This is a genomic window from Alteromonas sp. H02 (assembly GCF_059682525.1).
On the sequence record NZ_CM185021.1, the window covers coordinates 5,597,163 to 5,612,939 of the forward strand.

At 50.6% G+C, this 15,777-nt stretch carries 18 protein-coding genes; 2 read left to right on the plus strand and 16 right to left on the minus strand.

Annotated features, from left to right (window positions below; all coding sequences use genetic code 11):
* Positions 1-10: 10 nt before the first annotated feature.
* Genes AC566Q_RS25845 through nudE form a run of 3 tightly spaced genes read right to left on the minus strand, consistent with a single transcriptional unit; the run spans position 11 to position 1,982 of the window.
* Positions 11-583 carry a YceI family protein gene (locus tag AC566Q_RS25845; RefSeq protein WP_105933047.1) on the minus strand — a complete coding sequence of 191 codons (573 nt, stop codon included), beginning with the start codon at positions 581-583 and terminating at the stop codon, positions 11-13.
* A 15-nt stretch (positions 584-598) separates the two neighbouring features.
* Entirely contained in the window at positions 599-1,417 is an 819-nt protein-coding gene (cysQ, locus tag AC566Q_RS25850; RefSeq protein WP_499612505.1) for a 3'(2'),5'-bisphosphate nucleotidase CysQ, read from the minus strand.
* On the minus strand, positions 1,410-1,982 hold the full coding sequence (gene nudE, locus AC566Q_RS25855; protein WP_499612506.1) for an ADP compounds hydrolase NudE: 573 nt from the start codon (positions 1,980-1,982) through the stop codon (positions 1,410-1,412). Before nudE ends, cysQ begins: the two co-directional genes overlap by 8 nt.
* 68 nt (positions 1,983-2,050) lie before the next feature.
* On the opposite strand from nudE, the gene yrfG reads away from it, so the two are divergent.
* Both yrfG and yjjX read left to right on the plus strand, forming a co-directional pair.
* Complete coding sequence (yrfG, locus tag AC566Q_RS25860) at positions 2,051-2,737, plus strand: GMP/IMP nucleotidase (RefSeq protein ID WP_499612508.1); 687 nt, start codon at positions 2,051-2,053, stop codon at positions 2,735-2,737.
* Positions 2,738-2,751: 14 nt separating this feature from the next.
* Complete coding sequence (gene yjjX, locus AC566Q_RS25865; protein ID WP_499612510.1) at positions 2,752-3,282, plus strand: inosine/xanthosine triphosphatase; 531 nt, start codon at positions 2,752-2,754, stop codon at positions 3,280-3,282.
* 14 nt (positions 3,283-3,296) lie between these two features.
* Here yjjX and AC566Q_RS25870 read toward each other — a convergent pair whose 3' ends face one another.
* From AC566Q_RS25870 to AC566Q_RS25930, 13 genes are all read right to left on the minus strand, one after another.
* Entirely contained in the window at positions 3,297-4,058 is a 762-nt protein-coding gene (locus AC566Q_RS25870; protein WP_499612512.1) for a type II secretion system protein N, read from the minus strand.
* The gene (locus AC566Q_RS25875) at positions 4,055-4,531 is read right to left on the minus strand and encodes a type II secretion system protein M (RefSeq protein ID WP_499612513.1); all 477 of its coding nucleotides are present in this window, start codon (positions 4,529-4,531) and stop codon (positions 4,055-4,057) included. Before AC566Q_RS25875 ends, AC566Q_RS25870 begins: the two co-directional genes overlap by 4 nt.
* Complete coding sequence (gspL, locus tag AC566Q_RS25880; RefSeq protein ID WP_499612515.1) at positions 4,528-5,733, minus strand: type II secretion system protein GspL; 1,206 nt, start codon at positions 5,731-5,733, stop codon at positions 4,528-4,530. The genes AC566Q_RS25875 and gspL overlap by 4 nt, the downstream gene beginning before the upstream one ends.
* Positions 5,733-6,716, minus strand: coding sequence for a type II secretion system minor pseudopilin GspK (gene gspK / locus AC566Q_RS25885; RefSeq protein WP_499612517.1), 984 nt, complete (start codon positions 6,714-6,716; stop codon positions 5,733-5,735). Before gspK ends, gspL begins: the two co-directional genes overlap by 1 nt.
* Positions 6,713-7,327, minus strand: coding sequence for a type II secretion system minor pseudopilin GspJ (gene gspJ / locus AC566Q_RS25890; RefSeq protein WP_499612519.1), 615 nt, complete (start codon positions 7,325-7,327; stop codon positions 6,713-6,715). Before gspJ ends, gspK begins: the two co-directional genes overlap by 4 nt.
* Entirely contained in the window at positions 7,327-7,713 is a 387-nt protein-coding gene (gspI, locus tag AC566Q_RS25895) for a type II secretion system minor pseudopilin GspI (RefSeq protein WP_499612521.1), read from the minus strand. The genes gspJ and gspI overlap by 1 nt, the downstream gene beginning before the upstream one ends.
* On the minus strand, positions 7,704-8,366 hold the full coding sequence (gene gspH / locus AC566Q_RS25900) for a type II secretion system minor pseudopilin GspH (protein ID WP_499612523.1): 663 nt from the start codon (positions 8,364-8,366) through the stop codon (positions 7,704-7,706). Before gspH ends, gspI begins: the two co-directional genes overlap by 10 nt.
* 15 nt (positions 8,367-8,381) lie before the next feature.
* Positions 8,382-8,819: a type II secretion system major pseudopilin GspG gene (gene gspG / locus AC566Q_RS25905; protein WP_499612524.1), complete on the minus strand. Its 438-nt coding sequence runs from the start codon at positions 8,817-8,819 to the stop codon at positions 8,382-8,384.
* Positions 8,819-10,042, minus strand: coding sequence for a type II secretion system inner membrane protein GspF (gene gspF / locus AC566Q_RS25910; RefSeq protein WP_105933059.1), 1,224 nt, complete (start codon positions 10,040-10,042; stop codon positions 8,819-8,821). The genes gspG and gspF overlap by 1 nt, the downstream gene beginning before the upstream one ends.
* On the minus strand, positions 10,042-11,601 hold the full coding sequence (gene gspE / locus AC566Q_RS25915) for a type II secretion system ATPase GspE (RefSeq protein WP_499612525.1): 1,560 nt from the start codon (positions 11,599-11,601) through the stop codon (positions 10,042-10,044). Before gspE ends, gspF begins: the two co-directional genes overlap by 1 nt.
* On the minus strand, positions 11,598-13,625 hold the full coding sequence (gspD, locus tag AC566Q_RS25920) for a type II secretion system secretin GspD (RefSeq protein ID WP_499612527.1): 2,028 nt from the start codon (positions 13,623-13,625) through the stop codon (positions 11,598-11,600). Before gspD ends, gspE begins: the two co-directional genes overlap by 4 nt.
* Positions 13,626-13,692: 67 nt before the next feature.
* Positions 13,693-14,661 carry a type II secretion system protein GspC gene (gspC, locus tag AC566Q_RS25925; protein WP_499612529.1) on the minus strand — a complete coding sequence of 323 codons (969 nt, stop codon included), beginning with the start codon at positions 14,659-14,661 and terminating at the stop codon, positions 13,693-13,695.
* A 133-nt stretch (positions 14,662-14,794) separates the two neighbouring features.
* Positions 14,795-15,679: an IS982 family transposase gene (locus AC566Q_RS25930; RefSeq protein ID WP_105932938.1), complete on the minus strand. Its 885-nt coding sequence runs from the start codon at positions 15,677-15,679 to the stop codon at positions 14,795-14,797.
* Positions 15,680-15,777: the final 98 nt, after the last annotated feature.

A 15,777-nucleotide genomic window follows, 5' to 3' on the forward strand; every position in this document is an offset into this window, starting at 1 on the left:
AGCCAAAGGCTTATTCCATTTCAAAGGTCACAGAAAAGGTTACGGGTGACGTTTGAGTAATACTCTTTAAACCTGCAATGTTTTGCAGCATGTCGAGACCAGCTGTTAAACCAAAGGTTTCTGCGCCAATCAGGGTGGGCGATACCGTGTTTACTACCATGGTATCGGCAGACACCTTGCTCACGCTCACGTTAAAGCTGACAGGTGCTTCCACACCGTGCAGCGACAGGGTGCCATCCACTTTTGCCGTGGTGCTGCTACCCGGTTGCAGTTTCATTAAGTCTGCGGGGACATCGGCGGTAAAGGTCGCGGCCGGAAACTTCGCCACGTTAAACAACTTTTCCTGCATTCGCGTGTTGCGAATCGGAATGTTGGTATTCACTGAGCTAAGTGGTACCTCAATCATCAGTTTACCGCTGTCTGACACTGAGCCGGAGAGCTCCTCGAAAGCATGTACCTCGGTTACCTGGGCGTTTTTGGTCGACATAAAGTGCAGACTGGATTGCTCTGGCGCGACGGTCCAGTCGGCAAAAGTCGGTGCTACCAGTAAACTGCTGAGAAGAACTAATGATTGCTTAAGCATAAAAACACTTACTCCCTAATATTGAATAACGTCCCGCCACGGCACATTTTGATCGCCCAGCACAATAAAGTCCGGGTTCTCTAACGTATTACGCTGATTGTAGCTAAGTGGCTCAAAATCAGCAGCATAGATGGCACCGCCCGCTTCCGAAACAATGCACTGAGAAGCACCGGTGTCCCACTCGCCGGTGACACCCAAACGCATAAAGACGTCGGCTTTGCCCTCGGCGATAAAGCAGGACTTCAGCGAGCAACTGCCTAATGGCAGGGTTTGATACACCCGCTTGGCACATAATTTAGAAATCACCCGTTCCCGCGGCTGACGGCGACTGATAGCCAGGATCACCACGCTGTTGTGTGGGTCGTCCAGCTTACGTACGCTGATGGGGCCACTGGCTTCAGGCGAGTCTTTATAGGCGCCATGTCCGGCCAGAGCGTAATACAGGCTTTGTCCGGGCGGCCAGAAAATCACCCCTATCTTAGGCTTGTTGTCTTCAATGAGCGCGATATTCACGGCAAAGTCGCCGCTGCGTGCGATAAATTCCTGCGTGCCGTCAATCGGGTCGATTAACCAGTAACGCTTCCAGGTTTTGCGTTCTTCCAGACTGGCATGTTTGGTTTCTTCCGAAAGGATCGGAATATCCGGTGACATTAGGGTGAGTATGTCGGTGATAATTTCGTTGGCTTTGTAATCGGCACTGGTGACCGGTGATTCATCGGCTTTCTGGTAGCTTTCAAAATCGCCGACATCATACAACCGCATAATGGCTTCGCCAGCTTTCAGAGCGGCGTCTTTGGCTATCTGTAGCAAATCATGATCAGTATTATCAGGCATAGTCCGGATGCTCCTTTAACCACTTTTGAGCAAGAAACAGTGCAGCGATACAGCGTGCTTCAATAAAGTCTTCGCGAGCCAGCAGTTCGTCGGCCCGGGCAATGGGCCAGCGAACCAGCTCAAGCGGCTCTGGCTCGTCGCCAGGCAGAGTTTCGGGGTAGAGATCGTGAGCGATAACAATATTCATCTGGGCGTTAAAGAACGTTGGCGCCATATTCACTTTATGGATGGCTTTAAGCTCTCTGGCACCAAAGCCTGCCTCTTCTTTTAGCTCACGGTTGGCCGCTTCTAAAATACTTTCACCCTGATCGATAAGGCCTTTAGGAAAACCCAGTTCGTATGTGTGGGTACCGGCTGCATACTCTCTGACCAACAGAAAGTCGCCATCCTGCACCGCAACGATCATTACTGCCCCGCGGTTGTAGCCTGCCATACGTTCAAACTGACGAGTTGCGCCATTGGTAAATTCCAGGTCCACACGCTCAACCCTGAAAAAGCGACTTTCGGCCACAATTTCGCGCTGGTGGATCTGCGGAAGCGTTTTGTCCTTATCGATATTGCTCATGTTGTTTGGGTCAGTCTTTCGTTATCATATTATCAAACTTAAGGTTAACGTATTTAGAGGAAAAGCGCTTGCCATTTCTGCCCTGGAACGAAATCAATACCGTCTTACTGGATATGGACGGCACCTTACTGGACCTGCACTTCGATAATCAGTTCTGGTTGGAGCACCTGCCTAAAAAGCTGGCTGAGAAAAGTGGCCGTTCGCTGGCAGAGTGCCGCGAAGAAATGCATGAGCACTATTCACGGGTAAGTGGCCGCATTGAGTGGTACTGCCTCGACTACTGGGCTAAGCATCTGGATATGGATATTGTGGCAGCCAAACGGGAAATAGAGCACCTCATTGCTATGCGAGACGATACCTTGCCATTTTTGGACGCCTTGCATAACAGTGGCCGTGAGGTGGTATTGGTAACCAATGCCCACCCGGGTAGTCTTTCGTTAAAGGTGGAACATACCAAACTCGACTCACATATCGATACCCTCATATCCACCCATGAATTTGGCGTCACCAAAGAGTCGCAGGACTTGTGGCGTGCATTGCAGGCCCGATTAGGGTTCGACCCGGCCACCACGTTATTTGTTGATGACAGCCTCAATATTCTTGAGGCTGCAAAGACCTTTGGCATAAAGCACGTGCTGGCTGTAAAAAATCCCGATAGCAAGCAACCCCATCGGGAAATAGAGGGCTACCCGGCGATCAGCGATTACCGCACCCTTATTGATGATATTACTAATCACCCCTTTGATAACGCATAAACGGAAATGGTGTAATGAAAGTCGTAGTTGGCTCTAAAAATCCGGTAAAGATAAATGCTACCCATGTAGCCCTGCAGCAGGTATTAGAGGCTGGGGATGATTTTGAGGTGATAGGTGTCGACGCGCCAAGCCTGGTGGCTGATCAGCCCATGACTGAAGCGGAAACGCGGTTAGGCGCCGTTAACCGGGTAAAAGCCTGTCTGGCTGAATATAAGGCCAACTGGTATGTGGCCATTGAGGGCGGTGTGGATAAGTTCACCGACGGCCCCGCTACCTTTGCTTACGTAGCCATTTGTAATGGTGAGCATTGGTCGGTGGGTCGCAGTGCTAACCTGCCTCTGCCTGAGACGGTTTACGCATCTCTGACCGCCGGCGAGGAGCTGGGCGATGTGATGGATAAACTGTTTGATACCCACAATATCAAACAAAAAGGCGGCGCTATTGGCTTATTAACCAATCACCTGGCCACCCGTCAGAGTGTTTATGAGCTGGCTATTATACTGACCATGGCCAAATTTAACTTTTTGCCGCTGTATATAGAGTAAAGCTCAAGCTGGGATTAAAGTTCAAACTGGGTGTAGCCATTGGCATCCGGGCGACCAAAAAATAATGCTGCCTCATGTACTTCCTGCGGCAGTGAGGGGTCGGGTTTGAACTGCCCTTTTACCGATAAACCGGAAAAATCCTGACGGGCTGAGGCCTGCATGCTCAGTCCGAAGGCGTTTGGCTCTTCTACATTGATTACAATTTGCTCGTCCTGACAACGAATTTGCGCCGAAAACGTGCCCAGTTCGATGGGTCCCTGCGTACCGGCAACGCGAGCGTTTAACCAGTCGCCATAGGCCATCATCTGATCGCAACCCTGAGCGGAATATTCCAGATCTTCAATATTAACCCGAAACCGGCCGCCGGCATTTACCGGCAGCGGTAATTGCACTTCAGACAGCACCCGATCAACCGGTAAGTACAGTAAAAAGTCTTCGGCAGACACGGCCTGAAAATCAAACAGGCTCACACTAACCGGCCCGTTAAAGGCGATTGACGCTGCATCACGCATGTTACCTGCATCGAGCTCCACAGCCAGCTGGCCGGTGAATAAGGCCCAGGGGGATACGTTCCAGCTCAACTGATTAACCGGGATATTATTAACGATAACCCTGTCAACTTCGCCCTGCCATAGCGTACCCTGCACGTTGCCAACCTTAACGTTGTCTGGCAGGCTGATTCGGCTAACCACCTGCGACGCTGGCAGGTAAGCAACGAGTAAACACAAATAAAGAAAAAGGCCGGCTGACAGCCAGCGCCAGTTAATGCCCATCATTTTGTAAGTACCAACCGTCTGACTTTTATCATGCCCGGCGCATTGGCTTTAGCCACATCGAGTTGCTCAATCACAATACCTCGCGTTTCTAGTTCATTCAGCCAGCCCACCAGACTGTTGAAAGGCGCTTCATCTATCCACACCTGAATTTCATCACCCTGAGGTTGCATACGCGATATGGATAGTGAGTGATTACTACTTGTACTGGTGACCAACTGTGGCAGCGAACCGGTAACCCGTCTGGGCGACGACTGAGTACGGCGCAGCTGCGCGGCCTTTTGGCCCTGCTCTTCAACCCAGCTAACCAGTTTTTTATTACTTTCCAGTAACTGACTTTGCTGACTGATACTCTGATTAAGCGGTGCCCATAACCCCCAGTAAAAAATACCCAGTAAAATCACCATGCCCGATAACAGCACCATGCGCTGCTCCCGTTCTGTGAGAGCAGTAAACTTTTGCTTTATAGCGTTCATGAGGCTCCCCGGATATTCATTGTGCCGATGACTGTGTCATCGCGGTTGTTAATAGCGCCCTGCTCTACAGTAAAGCCGGCGGCTTCGGCACTGCGCTTAAACGTATCCAGCGCGTTAAAATCCTTACCCTGTGCCTGCATGCGGATCTCGGTGCGGTTAGCATCAAAGCGCAATGTTTGTGGAGTGATATTCGACGCGGCGAATGCGGTATTTAATTGTGAAAGCATCACCAGCAGCGAACTGCCGTCGCCGGACTGCTCCAGGCGTTGCATTTCTTGCTGCACTTTCAGGCGGACGTTGCGATAGGTTCCGATATCCGGAAATCCTTGTTTTACCAGCGCGTCGATTTGTGCGGTCAGGTCGGCATTTTGTTGTTGCAGTTGATTGAGCCTGAGCGTTTTATCGCCAATGGTTAACACGATCACCAGAGCGAGCAAAATAAGCGGCACGCGCCAGACCTGCCACACCTGATTGTGCTGCTTTTTAGGCTTGTATTGCCCCTGGAGTAAATTAAACGATGCTTTACCAACGTGTTTGGCCAGTACGCCAATGGCTGGCACGTCGTCGTTATGTGCTTCCTGATGAATATTAGGTACCGCGTGAAGGTCGATGTCGGTGAGGGCGCTTAAGTTAACCGGCTCCGGCTGGGCTTTGGCCTGTAAGGCAAGTACCCCGGTAAGAAACGCCTGTTCTCCCTGCATGCCCTGCCATGGCCCCTGACGAACAATTAACTGTTCACCGATTGCCAGTGCTACCCATTGGTTATCTTCCTGTTGAGGAAGCGCCAGGATATCAGGCAGGATCACATCAGCTGTAACGCCGGCATCTTGCAGCCAGCCCAGCCACTTTGCCATCTGGCGGTGGCTGACGATGGCCACGGATTGTTCCGTACCCCGGGAAGGGCCCATAGCAAAAAACAGTTCGCCGATATCTTCAGCCAGTTCGTCTTCCAGCATAAACGGAATCGCATTTTGTAGTTTGCGATTGACCTTGCCAGGCAGGGTAACATTGCACAGCCGAACATCTGCGCCGGGAACCAGCACGATTGCTCGGCGCAAACTGGTGCGCTCGCCGAGGCTTATCAGTGCATCGGCACTGGCTAGTTCGCCGCTGGCGATAACGTCCTGGCTTTGGGCAGACCAGACTACCCAATGCACGGGATCGTGCAGGTTAGTACCCAGCCTAACAACTAACTGTTCCATTACTTTATGACTCCAAATTCGCGGCGCAACACCGCTATTTTGCCTGATGAAGCGGCATTTAACACGGTTGTCATGGCAAACGTTGCTTCATTGTAACGGCTCTTGGTATGTAAAATAAAATACTCTGTGGTCACACTAAACCATTGAGTTTGTTCCGGCTGCAAATTTAACGCTGCAATATCCGGTTCGGCTAAAAAGGTGTTCACATCATCCCAGCCGTCCAGTGGACGAGCAGCGATAATCGAGGCGGCCTGAGACAGGCTCAACCCGGTTAAGGCAGCCAGAACCGGCGCGCGCTCCTCGCTTAGCGTGTTTACATTGATCACTAACTGATCATTATCGGGGATTACGCAAACCTGCGGCAGTAACTCTTCCAGCCACTCGGCTTCCACACCGTTAATCAGGCGTAATTCCGACTGGCTGCTCATCTGTCCGTTGGCGGCCAGATAAGGGAATGCGCGCGAGGCATATTCGCTGTCTTCAGCGCCGTAAATGCGCATGCGGTCGTCACTGTCGAGCCAGTCTGCCAGCGAATCCCGTACCGTATCTATCGTAAAGCTGGGTATTTCTTCGTTGGTCAGCTGCAACAAGCGGGCAAACGCATTCATGGCTTCTGTGGGTTGCTGACCATTTACATTGGTCTGATTGGCGTTGGGCAGTGCGTTAATGTTAAAGCAACTTTGCATGTCTTCCAGGTTTACACTGATACCGCCTTCTTCCATGGGATATTCGAATTCCTGCGCCCAGGGCTGGTTCAGGGTAATTTTATCGCCGGTTTCTTCCATTAGCGTTACCAGCGACATGCGGGTATATTCTTCGGCACTTTTGGCATACCAGTAGGCCTGGTTGCTGCTTTTGATATTACTGGCCCGCTGTACCTGAAGTTGCAGTCTGGCGCCCATTTCGGTAGCGAGTATAGCCACCAGGGCGACTACCATCAGCACAATTAACAGGGCTGCACCACGCTGTTTGCCAAGCCTCATGACGCTTGCTCCGTAAGCGCAAAAACGCGCTGGATTTCGCCCAGGTCGGCAAGGGTAATGGTAATCCGAATTCCCCGCGGCAGGGTTTCGCCAATATAATTGTCATGCCAGGCTGCTTCGTCGGTTTCACTGCCACCGGTATTAAACTCAACGGTAAAGTTAGTCACGTTGTCGAGGATTTCCCTGACTTTCGGTTCGGTGCCCAGTACGCTATCCACATAAACGGTATTCAGACGTTCGAGTTTATTTTCCCGCAGGCGATATGCTACGCCCTGTAAGGTGCTGCGCGGTAGAGCCAGTTTAGGGTTGTGCCAGCCGCCGCGCACAAAGGCCAGTCCGCCAGCGTCGCTGTCGTCGGTTTCTTCACCGCCACGCATCACAATACTGTTTTGCTGGCCTTCCATACGGACTGCCCGTGGCATTGCCTGCTGTACGTCTCGTTCTAGAATAAGCATAAAGCGTTGGAGCTGTTGTAATCGGGCGAATTTCTCACTAGAAATTTCGTCGCTGTCGATCACCGTAGAGAGCAGCGCCGTGGACGCCAAACCCAGCATGGCGAAAATCGCCATGGCGATTAAAATTTCGATCAGAGTAAAGCCGCGGGTACGCATTAGCCGTTCTCCGCTGGTTTGGCAAAATAGGTGATCACTGTGGTGATGGTGTCATTGAAGTCTGCATCAAGGCTGACGCTTACTTCTACCGCTTTAAAATCGCTGTCGCCGGTATCCTTGACGACTTGTTTCCAGTACCAGGTGCGCTCGGCCATTTCAGCCTGGCCTTTGAGGTTATTTTTCAGCGGCCATGGGCGTTCTAACTGAATTTCATTTAGCTGGTTGTTAGCCACCCAGGTGGCAATGGTTATTTCTTCGATCTGTCCCACGCCGTTGAGGTGCTCTGAAGCAGCTTTCATAATGGCGCCGCCGGTCATGGCAAAGATAAACAGAGCTACCATCACCTCGAGCAGGGTCATGCCTCGTTGGCTGCATATCAGTCCCATTCTGGTCGCTCCAAGGGGCCGAGTAACTCCAGCGGTGGCAAATCCTGGCAGTTTAATACGTAATAGGCGGGCAAATCGTTGGTAAACTCTGGCTCATAATGAAATACCAGGCTAAAAGGGGTGATTTCACCGCTCGACATGATGAGAATTTGTGGCGGGGGCGGCGGCGCCTCTTCCTCGCCAATTTCAATATCCTGTTCATTAACACTCAGTGAGCTGTCGAACATTTCCCGGTCAAACAGCCGGTCTTCGGTTTGCCAGGGCAGATCATCCAGATTGAGGGTAAAAAAGAATGGCTCGGTGAGCGTCACCGGCTCATACAGCGTATTGCCTTCTATGAATTGCCACTCATCTTCATTGCTGAGCTGCATAAAGCTATAGGTACGGTTTTCCTGATCAATATAGATACCCAGTTGCTGCTGGTTGAGTACCGCATAATCACTGGCCATGTCGATGACCACCTGCAGCCGCCGGGCTTCTCTTTCGAGCTGTTCTGACGGGTCGGTGGAAAAGGCATTGAAGATGACATAGCCGGCAGCCAGACCCATTAGCAGTAACACCAGCATGACTTCGAGCAGCGTAAAGCCGCGCTGGCGGCTGGCCGCCAACGATGCTAAAGCGAAGCTGTACCGGTGACGGCCTGGTGCACGCATAAACAGCGTAATGCCTTAATTCAGGTAGTCGTTAATGTTCCAGTTACCAATATCGTCATCGGTGCCGGGTTCACTATCCGGGCCGTTAGAAAAGATATCAATGGTGCCCATTTCTCCCGGGCTGATAAGCACGTAAGGGTTACCCCATGGATCGTCTGGTAAACGCTTGATGTAACCATCTGCAGGATAATTACGCGGAATAGGGTCCAGAGTCGGCGCACTTACCAGGGCATCAAGCCCTTGTTCGGTGGTAGGAAAACGGTTGCTTTTAAGCTTGTACATTTCCAGCGCACTTTCCAGTTGCTGAATATCCACGGCCGCTTTTTTAAGCTGTGCTTCTTCCTGATTGCCCAGGATTTGTGGAGCGACCATCGAAGCGAGGATACCAATGATCAGCAGCACCACCATGATTTCAATTAAGCTGAATCCCGACTGTCGTTTAAGCATTTTCATTACACATTCACCATATTATTTAATGCCAGAATTGGTTGGATAATGGCCATGACGATAAATAACACCACGCCAGCCATCGTTACAATGAGCAAAGGTTCAAACACCTTTAGTGAGACACTGATTAGCGACTCAAATTCCCTGTCCTGATTATCGGCAGCCCTGCCAAGCATTTGTTGTAGCTCACCTGAGCGCTCACCCGAGGCAATCATATGCATCATCATCGGCGGAAATATCCGGGTATTATCCAGTGCGGCTCGCAGGCTGGACCCTTCTTTTACGTGCACTGCCGCTTCGGCAATACGTTCTTTAATATACAGGTTTTGCAGTACATCGGTTGAAATACGCATGGACTCAAGCAGTGGCACGGCACTGGCGGTAAGAATACTTAAGGTTCTGGCAAAGCGCGCGGTGTTAAGCCCTCTGGAAACTTTGCCAATCATGGGCACCTTCAGCAGAACCCGATGATAGCGCAGACGTATAGCGGGCTTCTGAATAAGACGTTGAAACATAATGACAAGCAGCATGATAACGACCAGCAAATACAGCCCGTAATTCTGCATCCATTCACTTATGGCGATGAGCACCGTGGTAATGGTGGGCAGGTCCTGACCCATGTGATCAAACTGCCCGACGATTTTTGGGACCACTACAGTAAGTAACACCACCACTATCATCATGGCGAAAAACATCATAATGGCAGGATAAATTAAGGCCTGAATCACCTGACTGCGGGTTTGCTGGCGCCTTTCGGTGTAGTCGGCCAGGCGGTTTAATACGGTATCCAGATGCCCTGACTTTTCGCCGGCTGCGACCATAGCGCGGTATAAATCATCGAATACGCTGGGAAATTCGCTGAGTGCGTCGGCCAGGGTGTAACCTTCAACCACGCGGCTGCGAACCGCCATCATCATATTTTTATGGCGCGGCTTTTCACTTTGCTCGGCAACGGCGAGTAGCGCTTCCTCAATGGGTAATGCTGATTCAACCAGGGTGGCAAGCTGACGGGTAAGCAATGATAAATCACTGGCGGAGATACGCGGGCGAAACAGCTGAAATCCTGAAGATGACTGCTTAGCGCTTTTCTCGGCGACCTGCTCAACTTCCAGCGGCACCATGCCTTTTTCACGCAGCTGCTGGCGGATTTGCCGGGCGTTATCGCCCTCCAGAACGCCACTTTTATTGCGCCCGTTGGCGGCAATGGCTTTGTATGCAAAAGCGGCCATTAATCCTCCCGGGTAACCCGCAGCACTTCTTCCAGCGACGTTTGTCCGCTGAGTACTTTATGGCAACCGTCTTCACGAATACTCGGCGTGGTCTGGCGAATATATTTTTCGATAGCCTGTTCACCTTTGCCTTCATGCATCATGGTGCGTACCGCTTCATCAACAATCAGCAGTTCATGAATACCAGTACGGCCACGATAGCCGGTTTGATTACAGGCTGCACACCCTTTAGGTGAATAGATCACTACATCCGTTGCATCGCTTAAGCCCAGTATCTGCGCTTCCTGCTCGCCGGGTGAATGCGGTGTTTTGCATTCCGGGCACAGTGTACGTACCAGACGCTGTGACAGCACGGCCAGTAAGCTGGATGACAGCAGAAACGGCTCTATACCCATATCTTCAAGACGGGTAATAGCACCGGCTGCGGTATTGGTGTGCAGGGTAGATAATACCAGGTGACCGGTTAAACTGGCCTGCACCGCAATCTGGCCGGTTTCGATATCACGGATTTCCCCCACCATGACCACATCCGGATCCTGACGAAGAATGGCCCGCAAACCCCGGGCAAAGGTCATTTCTACCCGCGGATTTACCTGGGTCTGACCAATACCCTGCAAATCAAATTCGATGGGATCTTCCACCGTCATGATGTTGCGATCTTTGGAATTAATTTCGCTGAGGCCCGCGTAGAGCGTGGTACTTTTACCGGAGCCGGTTGGCCCGGTGACCAGGATAATGCCGTGCGGTTTACGAATTAAGGTAGAGAAGTGATCGCGGTTAACCTGGGTCATACCCAAATCAGTTAAATTTAACCGGGCATTATTTTTGTCGAGCAAACGCAGCACTACCCGCTCGCCATGGCTGGAAGGCAAGGTAGATACCCGCACGTCAACCGCGCGACCGGCAATACGCAGCGTGATACGGCCATCCTGGGGTACGCGTTTTTCAGCGATATCCAGTTTCGCCATAACCTTGATCCGAGAAACCAGCATGGAAGACAGTTTGCGGTTTGGGCGCAGAATTTCGCGCAGCACGCCATCCACCCGGAATCGCACTACTAACTGATTTTCAAAGGTCTCAATATGGATATCCGACGCGCCTTCTTTAATGGCTTCGCCGAGCATGGCATTAATGAGTTTAATGATGGGCGCGTCGTCTTCGCTGTCGAGCAGATCTTCGGTATCCGGCAGTTCTTCAGCCAGCGAGAATAAATCACTCTCGTTACCCAGATCTTCCATTAACTGTTTGGCTGCCGATGAATCGCGCTGATAAGCCTGGGTTAGCAAAGGCTCAAACTGGTCTTGCGGGAGCTCCTTAAGCACCAGTGCACCGGCATGATAACGACGGACTTCACTGAAGATTTCCAGTGGCGTATCGCTGGTGTGATAGAGCAATGCCGGCTCCTGATTGAGCTCCAGCAATACCTTGTGCCGTTTGGCAAAACCAAAGGGCAACTGTTGATCGTCTACCGCTTCTTCCGGTAACAGCTCTTCTGCCGAATCAGCAGCCACGCTGGCTACTGATTCGGTAAGTTCGGGCTGCTTGGTTTCGGTGCTCATTCGTTGCCATCCTGGGCTTTTTGCTGAGCTTCTTCCTCTTCGCGACGCTTCAGGTAATCTTCATAGGTAGGCGGCAGCGCCAGGCTGTCGTCCCACTTTGGTAATACCGGCGTTTCGGTGCGAGGCATCAGTGCAACGCCACGCGACTGGCGCTCAAGCTGCTCAGCACGGATATAATTGTATTTACGCTTGCTGATTTCATTCATGGTGACGCCATCACGAATGATTTTGGGGCGTAAAAATACCATCAGGTTGGTTTTGCGCTTGCTGCTGCTGGTAGATTTAAACAGATGGCCAAGAATCGGAATGTCACCCAGTAACGGTACCTTGGATTCACTCTCCTGAATATCTTCGTCAATCAGGCCGCCCAGCACAATGGTGCCGCCGTCATCCACGATAACCGTGGTTTTGATTTGACGTTTATTGATGGAGATGTCTACCGAGGTGGCACCGGAAACGCTGGATACTTCCTGCTCGATGGTGAGCTGAATAGCATTACCCTCGTTGATTTGCGGGGTGACCTGCAACTTAATACCCACTTCCTGGCGATCAACAGTCTGGAAAGGGTTAGAGTTGTTGGCACCAGTAGTCTGACCGGTGATCACCGGTACTTCCTGACCCACAATAAAGAATGCCTCTTCGTTATCCATGGTGGTTAAATGCGGAGTCGCCAGTACGTTTGAGTTGGTATCGTTACTGACTGCCTGCACCACTGCGCCCCAGCCATTTTCCACAATCCCGGCAATTAAACCATTAGCACCGCCGAGCAGGTTAGCCAGGGTGGTGAAATCGCCCTGGGTGGTATCCTGGGTGGTTACTACCTCACCGTTTGCGGTGACATAGGTTGACTGGGTTGTCTGATCTTCTGCCTGACGCAAGGCAACGCCCAGCGCGCCTACTGGTACCACGCCGTTATTAAACTGCGTACCGCCTCCGGCTTCTGACACAAACTGCATGCCCAGAGACGTACCGTCGCCTTCGTACATCTCGACAATAATGGCTTCAACCTGTACCTGAGCACGGCGAATATCCAGCTGGCGAATCACCTCTTCCAGTGAGCGCATCATATCCGGCTCTGCGGTGATCACCAGTGCATTGGAGTCTTCGTGTGAATCGATACTGACATTACGATTAGAGGAAGTACGTCTGGCATTGCCGGCGCCGGCGGTTTCTTCTGCCTGAATACTGTCGCTTACGCCCTGCAACACTTTCACCAGATCTTCGGCTTTGGCGTAGTTGAGGAAAATTACCCGGGTATTGCCGTTGGTTTCGAGTTCCTGGTCCATGCGCTGTACCAGGTTAATCAGGCGCTTGCGGGCTTTAGAATCGCCGCTTACGATAATGCTGTTGGTACGGTCATCGGCTACCACCCGGGGTTCACTTTTACCGCCTGCAGCCTGTTTGCCCTGAGATTTATTAATGCTCTCAATGATGCGCACCATTTCAGATGCTGACGCGTATTGAAGCTTTACAATATCGACTTCTTCGTCACCGGCGCGGTCTACCCGCTCAATGATTTCTACCAGGCGGTTTACTACGGCTGCACGGCCGGTCAGCATCATTACATTCGACGGGTCGTGGCTCACCACGTTACCGCCGCCAGCCTGATCGTTGAGCTGGCGTAAAATCGGTGCAAGCTCACGTACTGGCACGTTATACACCGGGATTACGCGGGTGATCATTTCGTCGCCGTCGAGGTTAGCGTTTTCCACCACCGGAATATTGGAGGTTTTGGCGTCTTTGGAGCGGACTACCTTTAAAATACCGTTGGGCATTTCAACCACGGCAAAATCGTACACCTGCAGCACGTTTAAGAAGAACTGATAATACTGTTCCTCATTCAGCATGTCGTAGCTGATGACGCTGATTTTGCCTCTTACATTGGGGTCTACAATGATGGTTTTTTGCAGATTTTTACCAACAATCGTAATAAATTCGTTGATATCCGTATCCTGAAATTTGGGCATACGATCGATTGCCGCTGCCTGCACACATAATAGTGTGGTGCAGATTGCTACGCTCATTCGGGTCAACCAGGTTCGACCAACTCGCCTCATGTTTTATTCCTGTTTAGTATTTTACTTGCTTAAATTATTGCTCTGGCATGTCCAGATACAGTGTAATGTACTCGCCTTCGCGGGCCACCGTCAGCTCGATGGACTGCGCTGTTCTTAATTCGCCCATGGCATCTCTGGCCTGAGCCGGATCGGTTAAGTCCAATCCGTTTATCTGGATCACAATATCGCCGTTTTGTAACCCCACCGACTCAAACAAGCTGGGGTTCTTACCCGGCTTCACTTTATAGCCGGCCATCTGGCCGCCTTCGAGTGCCGGGGTCACGGTAATAAAATCAATAAAGCTGGATGGGCTCTCACGCAGCGTCTCGGTGGCTGCCACGGCTTCGTCACTTAACTCGCGAGCCGGCTGCGGACTGTTATCAATTCTGCCCATGGTCGTACTGTTCTGACTATTGCCGCGGGTAATTCTGCCGGTCGCCGCTGATTGTTGTGCAGCGCGGCGCTTGGTAAAATCCAGACCATCGAGCATCAGAGTTTCGTGGCGGCCGCCATTTTTAATAATAACGCGGTCGGTATGAACCTGAGAAAGCGTGGCATTGGTACCTTCAATCTTTTCGCCAATGGCGTAGGTTGCCTGTTTGCCGCGGTTTTCAATGATGGCGGTACCCTGATCTTCAGCGCTGGTCGATACCACACCGGACAATACCAGATTAAGCTGAGTTTCCGGTGCGTCGGTTATAGTTTCCTGGACTGGCGGTGGTACCGCTTTATTTAACTCGCCAAATAAGTTCAGGCGTTGTATTTGAGTAATGTCGACCCCACGTTGGGAGTTTGATGACGCCCCGGCGGAACCGTTGCCAGAGGTGTTGAGCCCGGATAGGCTGGTACTGCTGTCTGGCTCGGGAATGAGTTTCCAGGTGATTTCAGCAGCGAAAGCAATGAGATACAGGCACAATAACACCACTACCGCGAGGCGAATGCGTGGTTGGTGGGCGCTGAACATGGCCGGTAAATTTTGTAAGCTGGACTGATTTAATATCATCTGAAAACAACTAATTGGTGAACAAATAACCGCGAAAAACGCACCCATCATAGCCTAGTCGGCGCGGGGGCAACAACATTAATCCGATCAGGTTAAAATTATATTACAGTTTAGTAATTAACCCGAGATCGGCTTAAGCCACGACCATTGAATTACGCTCAACATCAGTAATATCAAGTGATGGCTTGTTTTCCTTGAGGCAGTAAGCAACCAGGCCTGCCATCAGATTAAGCGTAAAACCGTTCATACTGCGATGTCTTGAGTGCTCAATGAATGAAATGTTCTTCAATTGGTCGTTGATGGTTTCAATAATGAAGCGTTTTGAAAGCATTGCTCTGTCCCATAAAGACATCGCTTTTGCTTTCATATTTTTGCGAACCGTGGTGATAAGTTCGACGCCTTTATCAAATAAATTAGCTTCAAGTGCTTTGCTTAAATAGCCCTTGTCTCCGTACAATTTACCCGGTAAATGTTGAGCTAATTCCTCAACAGGTTTTGTGTCATGAACATTACCCGTCGTCACTTTTGCTGCGACTATTTCGCCGTGATGATTGACGATTAAGTGTAGTTTGAAACCATAAAACCAGCCCATGGTGCCTTTTCCTCTTTGTGCAATTCCGTCGAAGGTTTTATGTCTGGGAATGCGAATGTTGTGGCAGACTTTTAAACTCGTTGAGTCAATGAATTCGATGCCTGTAGGCTTGCCCTTAAGCGAACTAAAATAGGCACACATGGGGACAATAGTACGAGGCATCACTTCTAAAAAACGCGTGTAACTGAGTAGAACAGGGAAGTCTTTACGATAAAAAGCGTGAACATACCCCAAGTAATAATTCTTAAAATCACGATGATGTGACATGTGGAAACCGATAATAATGGTCATCATTTCACTCATTGACATACGGCAAGCTCGTTGTCTTTTTCGAGTACCGTCTTCCAGCAGCTGCTTTTGCCATTGAGGGATAAACACTTTGCAAAAATCATCGACATCGCAAAATAATTCTACTAACTTCTTCATGCCTGTTCCTTTTGTTTGATTGAATCGTTCTTGGTCGAAAGATCCGATCTGGGAACAGGCATTTAGTTCAATTTCTTAAACAGGATTGGGGTTAATTA

Bases quoted from the DNA above. Each gene is read 5' to 3' on its own strand.
- AC566Q_RS25845 (WP_105933047.1), bottom strand. From the start codon at position 583: ATGCTTAAGCAATCATTAGTTCTTCTCAGCAGTTTACTGGTAGCACCG.
- cysQ (WP_499612505.1), bottom strand. From the start codon at position 1,417: ATGCCTGATAATACTGATCATGATTTGCTACAGATAGCCAAAGACGCC.
- nudE (WP_499612506.1), bottom strand. From the start codon at position 1,982: ATGAGCAATATCGATAAGGACAAAACGCTTCCGCAGATCCACCAGCGC.
- yjjX (WP_499612510.1), top strand. From the start codon at position 2,752: ATGAAAGTCGTAGTTGGCTCTAAAAATCCGGTAAAGATAAATGCTACC.
- AC566Q_RS25870 (WP_499612512.1), bottom strand. From the start codon at position 4,058: ATGATGGGCATTAACTGGCGCTGGCTGTCAGCCGGCCTTTTTCTTTAT.
- AC566Q_RS25875 (WP_499612513.1), bottom strand. From the start codon at position 4,531: ATGAACGCTATAAAGCAAAAGTTTACTGCTCTCACAGAACGGGAGCAG.
- gspL (WP_499612515.1), bottom strand. From the start codon at position 5,733: ATGGAACAGTTAGTTGTTAGGCTGGGTACTAACCTGCACGATCCCGTG.
- gspK (WP_499612517.1), bottom strand. From the start codon at position 6,716: ATGAGGCTTGGCAAACAGCGTGGTGCAGCCCTGTTAATTGTGCTGATG.
- gspJ (WP_499612519.1), bottom strand. From the start codon at position 7,327: ATGCGTACCCGCGGCTTTACTCTGATCGAAATTTTAATCGCCATGGCG.
- gspI (WP_499612521.1), bottom strand. From the start codon at position 7,713: ATGGGACTGATATGCAGCCAACGAGGCATGACCCTGCTCGAGGTGATG.
- gspH (WP_499612523.1), bottom strand. From the start codon at position 8,366: ATGCGTGCACCAGGCCGTCACCGGTACAGCTTCGCTTTAGCATCGTTG.
- gspG (WP_499612524.1), bottom strand. From the start codon at position 8,819: ATGAAAATGCTTAAACGACAGTCGGGATTCAGCTTAATTGAAATCATG.
- gspF (WP_105933059.1), bottom strand. From the start codon at position 10,042: ATGGCCGCTTTTGCATACAAAGCCATTGCCGCCAACGGGCGCAATAAA.
- gspE (WP_499612525.1), bottom strand. From the start codon at position 11,601: ATGAGCACCGAAACCAAGCAGCCCGAACTTACCGAATCAGTAGCCAGC.
- gspD (WP_499612527.1), bottom strand. From the start codon at position 13,625: ATGAGCGTAGCAATCTGCACCACACTATTATGTGTGCAGGCAGCGGCA.
- gspC (WP_499612529.1), bottom strand. From the start codon at position 14,661: ATGATATTAAATCAGTCCAGCTTACAAAATTTACCGGCCATGTTCAGC.
- AC566Q_RS25930 (WP_105932938.1), bottom strand. From the start codon at position 15,679: ATGAAGAAGTTAGTAGAATTATTTTGCGATGTCGATGATTTTTGCAAA.